The following is a 10,529-nucleotide window of genomic DNA, read 5'->3' on the forward strand; positions in this document are numbered from 1 at the left end:
ATATTTTTCCTAGGATAATAACATTAATTGAGAACCCTGTTCGGTTTTGCGGACTTCGATGCGATGTTGAAAAGCTTCTTTAAATTGGGGCATATGAGTTACAGTCAAAATACAGGCAAAATCGGCGGATATAGCGTTAATTGCCGCAATTAAGCGATCGCATCCTTCCGCATCCTGAGTTCCGAATCCTTCGTCAACAATGAGCATTTGTAGGGCTGTTCCGGCTCTTTGTGCCAATAATCTCGCTAAAGCTAATCGAATCGAGAAATTAATCCGAAAAGCTTCTCCTCCTGAATAGGTTTCGTAGGGACGAGAGCCGCGGGTATCGCCAATAATAATATCTAACGTATCGATTAACTTTTGTCGCTGTTTCTTCGTACCTTTACCACTTTTTTGGGTTAAAAACTGCACATGAAATTGATTACCAGTTAAGCGAGCTAAGATATGATTAGTTTGTGCTTCCAACTCTGGTAAAACATTTTCAATCATCAGAGTTTGTAAACCATTTTTGCCAAAAGCTATGGCTAACTCTTTATAAACTGTATATTGTTTTTTCACTTTAGCTAAATCGCTCTCTTTTTCTATCAGTTGTTTACCTAAAGTTTCTAGTTGATGTAATTTCTCCTCAACCCGACCTTTTTGGGAGAGCAATCCATCAATTATCTGTCTTCGCTGTTGAATATTGGTCGATAATGCGGCTATTTCTTGGCGATAGTCAGTCAAAGTACCAATCTTTTGACTAATATTGGCTAACTCCTGATTCAGCTTCTGGCGATCCTGATTTCGCAGCTGTAATCTTTGCTCAATCTCAGCGATTTTAGCGGCTATTTCCGGATAATTTTTTTCTGCTTGTTGCCAGTCTTGATACTGTAATCTTACCCCCTGTAATTGTCGGATCAGATTTTGAATATTCTGATGTTCACTGCGATCATAATTTAAGTTTTGAATAAACTTTTCTAAGCGTTCAACTTCCTGTTTAAGTGGGGAGTTTTGACCTAGTTCTTGCTTCTCTTGTTCTAGTCTAGCTAATTGATTAATTAAATTAGGTTTCTCGGCCTTGATATTAGCTAAACGACGGTTTGCTTGCTTAAGTTCTGATTCTTGAATTTCTGCCCAACGCCATCTTTTTTCTTCTCCTCTGACTAAAGCATGACTTTGTTCATCATAGTTTAAAAAGGCGATTTCTTGATTGACAATTTGTAATTCTTGCTGTAATTCTAGGGCATAATTGCCACTGCTTAAAAGTGCTTCTAACTCGACAAGTATCTCCTCGGTTTTCTCTAGTTCTATTTCCTTTTCTTCAATAGTTTCTAACTTGACTTCCAACTGCACATATTTTTGTTGTAGATTCGATCTTGCTGGCAATTCTTGTTTAATTTGGGCTAATTCCTCCCCTAAACGTTTTAAATCTCGATCGCAGTCTGCCATCCTTTCCTGTAGGGACCAGATTTGCTCTTGAATTTGTTCTTGATGTTGATGGGTTTTCCTGATTACTTGATGACGGTGATGACTGTCTAAATTCTGTTCACACAGAGGACAAACCGAATCGGGAATATTTAATTTTTCCAATTTATCAGTTAACTCTAAAAGTTGTTCTTCATATCTTTTCTGTTGCTCCAATAAACTTTTTTTATCCACTTGTTTAAGAGTTTCCTTTTCTTCAACTCGTTCACAATAGGTTTGTTTTTTATCTAGTTCCTTAATTCGTTTGGCTAAATTGAGAGCTTCCTCTCTTAGTAGAGGAATACGAGCGATTTCTGTCTCTAATTGTTGCCGATTTCTTTGCAGTTGTTCCCAACGAGCATTGATCTTAGCTTTTTCCCGTTCCAACTGCATATTTAAATCAGCTTTTCGGCTATTTAAAGGAGCATATTTTAAAGCTAATCTATCCAATTCCTGAAGACGTTGACGATGATAATTTAATTTCTCTAATCCTGCTTGAATATCCCCCGCTTGCTCGATAATTTTTTGAGTTTCTTGTTCCTGTCTTCCCAATTCTTCTAAACGAGCGCTCGTTTGTTGGATGGGAAGGGTAAATTCGTTAATTTTTTGCTGTAATTTCTGTTCTAATTGTTGTTTATCATACTGGGCCTGTTGCCAAGCTTGTAATTGACTTGACAAACTTGCCTCTTTCTGGTCTAAATTGATTAGGCGCTCGTGTGCAGTAATAATGTCATTTTTGCGATGAAGAATAGTCCTTATTTGATTTAATTGATTGTCTAGACTAACTTTTTCCCGGTCTAATCTCTCGATTTCTGCTAATAAAGCTCGCTCCTGTTCTCTTTGCCACTGCAGCTGTTTTTCCCAATTCTGACGCTGATTTTCTTCCCCCTGTAGTTGCTGTAAACGCCGATTATTTACCTCTTGTGCTTGATTAATTTGGTCAATTTGGGTGCTTAACTCTTGCAGCTGTTGCTGATAAGAATTTTTCTCCTGAAGACGGAGTTTGATAGTTTCTACTTGCTGCTCGATCTGGAGGGACTGTCCATCAAATTGTTTCGATATATCCTTGGCTTTATTTGCTAAAATTTCATAGCGATCGAGTTGCAATAATTCTGCTAAAATCTGTTTACGACCACTGGGAGGCTGTTTCATAAACTCGTCCGCTTGTCCCTGTCGTAAATAAGCAGAATTAATGAAAGTTTTATGGTCTATTTTCAGATAAGTATTAATCTGTGCTTGGGTATCTTTAATACTTTTACCCGATAAAGGACGAAAACTCTGATCATTAATCACCTGAAAATCTAAACTAGAAGCTTTCCCTCCCCGGTGACGACTACGGATAATTTTATAGATTTCTCCCCCATAACTAAACTCGAAATCTACCCGCGCATAATCGCTGCCCGCATGAATCACATCATCAGCAATCGAGGTGCGACTTTCTCCCCAAATTGCCCAAGTAATTGCTTCGAGTAAAGAGGATTTTCCCGCACCATTGGCACCACAAATACAGGCAGTATGTAATCCGCGAAAATCTAGCACTGCCTCGCGATAACTGAGAAAATTTTTCAGGGTTAATTGTAGGGGAATCATAAGCTGGGAAGTGGGGAAGTGGGGAAGTGGGGAAGTGGGGAAGTGGGGAAGTGGGGAAGTGGGGAGAATACAGTACAACTTAGAAATTAATCAGAGGATAAAAAACCGAGGACAAGATAGCTTCAGCGCAATACCTATCGGTGAATCTATTCGGTATCAATAACTCTCTCCTACAATAACCTCTAATCAAAGCTTAACTGAAATCCAGCCGGGGGCAAATGCGCTTTTTTCTGTTCCCCAGAATTCCCCTCACCATTAGGGATTAAGTAAGTCTTGCGGCTGAAGGATGATGATATTAGGAAGGGGAACAAAGTCATCAGGATTAAAGGTTAATAAATGAGTGATACTATGAGCTTTCATAACAGCCAGAAGCCTAATATCGTGAGTTCTTTTTCCCTTGATGTTATAGTCAGTGACTAATTGAAACCAAAGGGTAAATATCTCTGGCGTTTCTTCGAGGACAGTGAATCTGGTTAGAAATTGATTGATTTGATTTTTAGTTCTTTCAGGAGTCCAGCCTAACCCATTAACCTCAGTAGGACGGGTGGCAACTACCCAAAACTCAATGATAATTTGTGAGGTCAAGCAGCATTTATGTCCTTGCTCTATTAAGATATAGGTCGCATCTCTTGCTAAGGCATAATTAGCGGAAATTCGGTCACTCAGCCTCAGGAAAATATTGGTATCAAATAGATAGTTAGCCATCAGTCATAGATAGTTTCACGCCCTAAGGCTTCATCAGGTAATCCGGGGGTATCCTTGGGTTGACTTTCCAGAAATTTTAGCCAATCTTCTGCTTTTTCTTGGGAGGTCATCTCTTCAATTTTTGGCGAAGTTATCTGAGTTAGAAATTGGCTGAAGTTTAAGACTTCTTGTTGTTTTTCTAAAGGAAGTTTTCGCAAGTTTTCGATAACGGCTTGTTCAATATTCATCAAAATTCAGCTTGTCGATTAATCGGCGTACTAAAAAGCATCAATCTCTTCAATACCTGCCGTTTCCCCATTATATCACCCCCCCGCTCTGGCACTGACCAAATCCCCCCACTTGGCTGCGATATTATTCCTACGCAAGTCCCTAACCGCTCAGGGTCCCTCGATTTGCTACTCTAAAGGAAAGATAACCGATTCTTAAGACCAAATCTATGAGCATTCCCGAAATTAGCGTCCATGAACTCGCTCTCCGTTTAGCCGATCATGATCCTAATTTACAACTTATTGATGTGCGCGAACCAGAGGAAGTTGCGATCGCATCTGTGGCCAGTTTTACCATTTTACCCTTGAGTCAATACCGAGAATGGTCGCCCACTATTGCCACCCAATTCAACCCCCAAGCAGAAACCCTCGTTATCTGTCACCATGGCATGAGATCCCTGCAAATGTGCCAATGGCTACAAAGTCAGGGTTTTACTAATGTTAAAAATATTAACGGTGGCATCGATGCTTATTCCCTCCTCGTCGATCCTAATATTCCCCGTTACTAATTTTCATGGCCACCATCGGGAAAAGAGAGAGGCAAACTATCCCCTTTCTTACCATGGATTACTGATAACTGATAACTGATTAAGCGTTATACTGTCTAAAAAAATGTTATAAATCTTTTGTTAAGATTATTCCCCTATGTCCGCTAGAACCCATCTCAGCGATCGCTATCAACATATCTTAAAGGCGACAATCCAACATTATATCGCCACGGCCGAACCGGTTGGCTCGAAAACTCTACTCGATGAGTACAAATTTACTGTTAGTTCCGCCACGATTCGCAATGCTCTCGGTAAACTAGAAAAAGAAGGTTTACTCTATCAACCCCACACTTCCTCCGGACGCATTCCCTCCGATTGGGGTTATCGTCTCTACGTCGATGAGTTAATGACTCCCGATGACCGTATCGGCGAAAAAATCGGCTATTATCTGCATCAAAATGCTAAATCTCCCGCTTGGAGTCTCGAAAGTCTGCTGCAACGGGCCACCCAACTTTTAGCCGGTTTAAGCGGTTATATCGCTATCGTTACCCTCCCCCACACCCTCACCAATACCCTGCGTCATCTGCAATTAGTCCCCGTCTCGGACCGGCAGATTATGTTAATTATTGTTACAGATAGTTTACAAACACGCTCGGTTATGATAGAGATTCCTGAGTCTATGGCAACGGACAAGGAGGATGGATTAGCAGAAGAATTACAAATCCTCTCTAATTTTCTCGGGGAAAAATTAAAAGGTTATTGCTTGGCAGATTTAATTAACCTCGATTGGCGGCAAATCGAGCGAGAATTTGCCCGTTATACCCATTTTCTCCAACAATTAAGCCAAGAAATCGGCGCTAGTCTCCAATCCACTGCCACCCCGGAGATTATCGTCCATGGTGTCGCTGAAGTCATTCGACAGCCAGAATTCGCCCAATGGCAACAAGTACAAATGTTACTGCATCTATTGGAAGCAGAACAGGATCGCCTTTTACCCCTGATTTTACAAAGACCAGAACCAGAAAAATCAGCTAAAAAAGTCAAAATCACTATTGGTTCCGAAAATCCTCTGGAATCCATGCGCCCTTGTACTCTTATCTCCGCTTTTTATAAACAGGGAGATACTCCCGTCGGTAGTGTTGGCATTATCGGACCGACGCGAATGTTATACGAAAATACTATTCCCCTGGTGGAATCCACCGCTAACTATCTCAGCGAGGCTATAAGTAAGTAGATATCCCCCGCAAAGGTTCGGGAATGGGACAATCGACAGTAAACTCTAAAATTGTCTCACCATCCCCCAAATAGCCAGAATTGGCAAAACAGAGCAACATCCGCACCAGCGCCACCCACACCTCCGCATCGAACTCCCAATCCTGTCCCCGACGCGCTCCACAGGCGATCGATTTTAGCGCCCAAAAATAACTATTTCTCACCACTGAACCGCCTTTTTTGTAAACCGGCACATCCTCATGGTGAATATAAAGAATATCATCTTTAGCGATCGCTCTCATCGGTGGCTAGGAAGGTTGCGGGAATTTTCAGTTGACTGTCCTAGATAATAACATCTTTAGCGATCGCTTGGGTCGCGCCAGAAAACCCACTAAGCTAAGACGCATCTTAACCGCCTATCCTTAGATTAGCTGAATCTCCCCTTGCCCCCCGATGTCGGTGGTAGGGTTGATTCATGAATCAACCCTACCTTGAATCAACCCTAGTAGTTGAGCGGTAGGGTTGCCTCGTCTCAATTTTCTTTCTTTCTCACAAATATGAAGTATAATGTCATCGATAGCTAAACCGCACAAAAAATGAAATCCTATCCAGTAGAGTTCCGTCAGAAAATCCTCGACTGTTATTATAACGAACCCATCTCTCAAAGACAATTAGCGAAAAGATTCTGCGTAACCCTAAGTTTCGTACAAAAGCTTTTGAAGCAATATCGAGAAACGGGAGATCTTCGACCGAAGACTTATCGATGTGGACGTCATTTAAAACTCACGCCAGAACAAATGATCGTCCTCGGTACGTTAATTGAGGAAAATAATGACGCAACTCTGGCTCAACTATCGAAACTATTCCTAGAAAGAACTGGTATAGTGTTAAGTGTGGCGACAGTGGCAAGAATAGCCGAACGCTTGAGAATAACCCGCAAAAAAAACTATACAACCACCCGCACAAGAGACAGAAAAACTACAACAACTTAGACAAGAATAGAAAGTAAGTGGGTGGGTGGAATTAAATATAAGATGAACGTAGGTTGGGTTGAAGCATGAAACCCAACGCCCGCTCATGTTACGCTACCGCTAACCCATCCTACAAATAATTATGCCTCCCTACTTAGGGTTTGCGGCAAAAAGTTTTTCTTGGAGGCAGGGTGTAGAATGTAGAATAAGATTTCCCGGAAGCAATCTTTTTAATGCCTCATCGCTTCTATTATTTTCATGGTTTCGACGCTGACAGTGCAGACTCGTTGTAATAAGTCAATTACTGTTTCTTTATAATCGGCAAAGCGATAGTTATTAAATCTTTCGGCGATGGTTTTATCTTTGGGTTTCTTTTCCTTATATTGATCTAAAATCCATTCTAGGGCTGAACGATTACCGAGTTTATATTCCCAGGCAATTTTGGGAATATCTTGTAGGAAAGTGATATCATCAAGGTTGATGGAATTTTTTTCTCGGTCAGCTTTTAGTTTAGGTTTCGGTTTGAGATTATTATTAGTATCAATGCGAGTTAGTGGGTAGGGTGCGACGGTTTCATAGTTGATGTGTAATTCCATTAGTTTGCTTCCCCATTCTACCCATTGAGAGAAGTTATCATAAAAGGGAAGTCGGGGAAATTCTCGCTTGAGATTTAATTCGTATTTACTGCGATATTCCGGGTAGTGAAGGACTGCATAAGTGTAGTGGAAGATATCGAGTTTGGTGATGGTTTTATCGTTGTAATGTTTTTGGAATTGTTGCAATCCCCAATCGGTGATATTATCGATGCGGTTTCCTTCTTTCTCGTAGTAGTAGAGGGGGAGACATTGAGTTTTTTCAAGTGTATCTAAACCAATTAATAAATCACAGGAAAGACAATGAAAAGGCTTGCTTGAACTAATGCCAGAAAAAGCTATTATCTTATTAAAAGACTTTAGATCTAATGAAAACATCTCGTAATGGTTTTCTGTCAATCGATGATTAAATAATTTTTCTGTGTATTGAAATTGCTTAAAATAAGGTCTATATAGAGATAATTGAATTAAATTATCATCGAAATCAGACTTTATTCGAGATTTCCAGAAATTCTCTAAAGAAGAACTCCACTTTATTGAAAAGTCTTGTAATTGATTTTCAACAGAGTAATTGTATTTTTCAATGAAAAAACTAATCTTATTTATTAAACTCTCTTTGAGAGAATCATATACCCACTCATCTCGATTGGTTACTACACCCAATGAAAACAACTTAAACACAGCTTTCTCAGACTTGCCACTTTTGACATCCTTATCAATCAAGGGTAGCAGTTGATAAAAGTCATTATCTGATTGATTGAGCCAATTATGTTTTTTATCTGGGATGATATGCTCAAAATCAAGCTGATTAAGTTTTGTCGATGACAAAAACTCTAATTTTTGCGCTGCTGTATCCAATTCAGGACGGCGAGTATATAAAATTCGACAAGGAAGATTATTACTTTCTCGCTTCACCATCAAACTAATCGCCACCCCCGTCTGAATACCGAAAACATTATGAGTTGTCCCTGAAAGTTTAGGATTTTTCCTGACATTACCACCTAAATCAATGATATAAATTTCACTAAACTCATTCTCTACTACTTTTCTAAATCCATCATAAGCCAACGCATCGATAAAAGAAGAGTTAGTAATAAACGCTATTATACCATTTTTATTTAATCGATCCGAAGCCCAACGAATAAAGCGAGTGTACATATCATAGACGACAATTTGATTCTGTGCCTTACCTTCTTTGATATAAGTATATTTAATGCACTTGTCAATCGCTTCATAACTTCGATTTGCATTACCTTGATTAAAATTCTCCTGCCTGGCATTATAAGGAGGATTACCAATAATTACAGAAATATTGCGGTCATTTTGATTATGAATCCGTTGGGTATTCTCCGCCGACATAGCAAACAAATCCATCTGCTTGATATTAGAAGCAGCATGGTCTAGGGTATCCACAAAACAGATATGCTCAAACTCCTCATACTCACCCATCTTCTGCTTGTAGGTGAACTCAATATTCAAATTCGCAATATAATAAGGCAGAATTGCCACCTCATTACAGTGCATCTCATGCTTATACTTGTACCGTAACTTATCCTTCGGTAAATACTCAATCAACTCCGTTATAAAAGTTCCTGTCCCCGTCGCCGGATCTAAAATTTCTACTCCTGGATCCGCCAACAACTTACCAAAATGCTTGTGGACTAAATAATCGACACTTTCAATCATAAAACGGACAATTTCATTGGGTGTATAGACAATTCCCAACCGGTCCGCCGCTTTCGGATTGTATGCTTTATAAAAATTCTCATAAATCGCCTTGAGAAATTTCTGCTTCTCGTGGTGGTTATAAATATTCGCCGCTGTCCGCCGAATTACCGCATAATAACGTTCAATAGTCCCTAAAGTATTGCGCTTGGTATTACCAGTAAAGAAAGTTTCAATCACTCCCTGTAATTCCCTGGCGATATTATTTTCCCGGTGAAACTGAGACTCATTAAAAATATTGATAAAAATATCCTCTGTCAGGATGTGCTGAATAATCATCTCTCGCACATCTTCCAGACTAATTTCTGGATTGATTGACTTGCGACAAATCTCTAAAAAATTGTCCCGCGCTGTCACAAAATTCCGATTCGTCTCCGACTGCAACGCAATTAAACCCCGCAACGCTTCTAAAATTGTTGGTAAATCTTCCTTAAAACTAGCAATCGCCTCTCGAAAATCCTCAACCTCCGGACGTACATAATTAATAAAAGCATTAATAATCCCATCCAAAGCCTCATCATCGCGCATCGAGACGCGCAGTCTTTCCTCTCCTCCTTGAATTAAAACCGCCGTCTGGGAATCTTCAAATAAAATATTGTCATTGGGGTAGCCTTTCGCCAACTTCTTCTCAATTTCTTCATCTAAATTATCGTATTGATCCTTACTTTCCCAATATCCCCAATCTAACCGTAAAGCATCCTTTACCGTCCCGTCAGGATAGACAACTTTTCCCGACTTAGTGCGATAATCCAACTCCGGAATTAACAAAAAATCCCGCGCCTTGCAATAGTCATTTAACAAATTCTGAAAAGCGACTCTAATCGAAGTTTCCTTGCGACTGCCGCCATATTGGACAATCTTCTCAACTTCCGCCTGATACTGGCTGATTAATAATCTAGACATGGGCTTAGAGGAGGTAAATTAAGTAGTTATAATCAAAGAGAAGATAGATTTTGGACTCTGATCCCCCCTGCCCCCCTTGATAAGGGGGGTGCCGATAGGCGGGGGGATCTGACAATTTTTATTTCGATGTTTTTCACTGGTGCTGGCGTGCCATCACTTCCCGCAAGATATGGTTAATTCCTGTTTCATATCCCTTTCCTTGAGCTTTTAACCATTGTAATTGATCTTGACCTAGTTGAATAGCTAATTACTGCTTTGATGGCGAAAAAGATACTGTTTTTTGAGTAAAAAACTCATCATACTAAATCCCTTGAGTATAGGCTACTTATGAAGATAGGCAAAAGGCACTCATGCAAAAGGCAAAAGGGGGGATAAATAATCAGTCTTTAATAACCGCATTTAGAATTATCAGTGACTCTTAAATTAGTACAAAAATATGAACAATCGCGTGTAAGCATCTCACAGTTAACCTAATGCGCGGGGGGTTTGGGGGCGGCGCCACGCCCCCAACGGGGGGTTTGGGGGGTAGAACCCCCCAAAAGCTTGGATTGAGTGATAAAACCGAAAGTAACGCCCAATTTTAGGAGAAAGTTTCCCCTGAAAAATCCCAAATTAGTAGATTTACAAAAATGA

At 40.1% G+C, this 10,529-nt stretch carries 9 protein-coding genes; 3 read left to right on the forward strand and 6 right to left on the reverse strand.

Annotated features, from left to right (window positions below):
• Positions 1-9: 9 nt before the first annotated feature.
• From sbcC to O9295_RS25220, 3 genes are all read right to left on the reverse strand, one after another.
• On the reverse strand, positions 10-3,033 hold the full coding sequence (gene sbcC / locus O9295_RS25210; protein ID WP_288036030.1) for an exonuclease subunit SbcC: 3,024 nt from the start codon (positions 3,031-3,033) through the stop codon (positions 10-12).
• 255 nt (positions 3,034-3,288) lie between these two features.
• A complete protein-coding gene (locus O9295_RS25215; RefSeq protein ID WP_104396888.1) occupies positions 3,289-3,738 on the reverse strand; it encodes a type II toxin-antitoxin system VapC family toxin in 450 nt (149 codons plus the stop codon).
• Positions 3,738-3,965: a hypothetical protein gene (locus O9295_RS25220; RefSeq protein WP_004163204.1), complete on the reverse strand. Its 228-nt coding sequence runs from the start codon at positions 3,963-3,965 to the stop codon at positions 3,738-3,740. The genes O9295_RS25215 and O9295_RS25220 overlap by 1 nt, the downstream gene beginning before the upstream one ends.
• Positions 3,966-4,174: 209 nt before the next feature.
• Here O9295_RS25220 and O9295_RS25225 point away from each other — a divergent pair, with 209 nt between their 5' ends.
• Both O9295_RS25225 and hrcA read left to right on the forward strand, forming a co-directional pair.
• Positions 4,175-4,513: a rhodanese-like domain-containing protein gene (locus O9295_RS25225; RefSeq protein WP_045358107.1), complete on the forward strand. Its 339-nt coding sequence runs from the start codon at positions 4,175-4,177 to the stop codon at positions 4,511-4,513.
• 136 nt (positions 4,514-4,649) lie between these two features.
• A complete protein-coding gene (hrcA, locus tag O9295_RS25230; RefSeq protein ID WP_288036033.1) occupies positions 4,650-5,726 on the forward strand; it encodes a heat-inducible transcriptional repressor HrcA in 1,077 nt (358 codons plus the stop codon).
• Here hrcA and O9295_RS25235 read toward each other — a convergent pair.
• Entirely contained in the window at positions 5,713-6,006 is a 294-nt protein-coding gene (locus O9295_RS25235; RefSeq protein WP_002760270.1) for a hypothetical protein, read from the reverse strand. The genes hrcA and O9295_RS25235 overlap by 14 nt on opposite strands.
• 294 nt (positions 6,007-6,300) lie before the next feature.
• On the opposite strand from O9295_RS25235, the gene O9295_RS25240 reads away from it, so the two are divergent.
• Positions 6,301-6,696 (forward strand): helix-turn-helix domain-containing protein, encoded by a 396-nt coding sequence (locus tag O9295_RS25240; RefSeq protein ID WP_147073471.1) that lies wholly within the window; start codon positions 6,301-6,303, stop codon positions 6,694-6,696.
• A 209-nt stretch (positions 6,697-6,905) separates the two neighbouring features.
• On the opposite strand, the gene O9295_RS25245 is transcribed toward O9295_RS25240, so the two are convergent.
• Positions 6,906-9,896 (reverse strand): type ISP restriction/modification enzyme, encoded by a 2,991-nt coding sequence (locus O9295_RS25245; RefSeq protein ID WP_288036035.1) that lies wholly within the window; start codon positions 9,894-9,896, stop codon positions 6,906-6,908.
• A gap of 133 nt (positions 9,897-10,029) precedes the next feature.
• On the reverse strand, positions 10,030-10,137 hold the full coding sequence (locus tag O9295_RS27600; RefSeq protein ID WP_271949639.1) for a BrnA antitoxin family protein: 108 nt from the start codon (positions 10,135-10,137) through the stop codon (positions 10,030-10,032).
• Positions 10,138-10,529: the final 392 nt, after the last annotated feature.

The organism is Microcystis sp. LE18-22.4A (assembly GCF_027531105.1).
Taxonomy (GTDB): domain Bacteria; phylum Cyanobacteriota; class Cyanobacteriia; order Cyanobacteriales; family Microcystaceae; genus Microcystis; species Microcystis aeruginosa.

What these genes read in the sequence shown, in the direction of transcription:
- sbcC (WP_288036030.1), bottom strand. Translation starts at nt 3,033, where the DNA reads ATGATTCCCCTACAATTAACCCTGAAAAATTTTCTCAGTTATCGCGAG.
- O9295_RS25215 (WP_104396888.1), bottom strand. Translation starts at nt 3,738, where the DNA reads ATGGCTAACTATCTATTTGATACCAATATTTTCCTGAGGCTGAGTGAC.
- O9295_RS25220 (WP_004163204.1), bottom strand. Translation starts at nt 3,965, where the DNA reads ATGAATATTGAACAAGCCGTTATCGAAAACTTGCGAAAACTTCCTTTA.
- O9295_RS25225 (WP_045358107.1), top strand. Translation starts at nt 4,175, where the DNA reads ATGAGCATTCCCGAAATTAGCGTCCATGAACTCGCTCTCCGTTTAGCC.
- hrcA (WP_288036033.1), top strand. Translation starts at nt 4,650, where the DNA reads ATGTCCGCTAGAACCCATCTCAGCGATCGCTATCAACATATCTTAAAG.
- O9295_RS25235 (WP_002760270.1), bottom strand. Translation starts at nt 6,006, where the DNA reads ATGAGAGCGATCGCTAAAGATGATATTCTTTATATTCACCATGAGGAT.
- O9295_RS25240 (WP_147073471.1), top strand. Translation starts at nt 6,301, where the DNA reads ATGAAATCCTATCCAGTAGAGTTCCGTCAGAAAATCCTCGACTGTTAT.
- O9295_RS25245 (WP_288036035.1), bottom strand. Translation starts at nt 9,896, where the DNA reads ATGTCTAGATTATTAATCAGCCAGTATCAGGCGGAAGTTGAGAAGATT.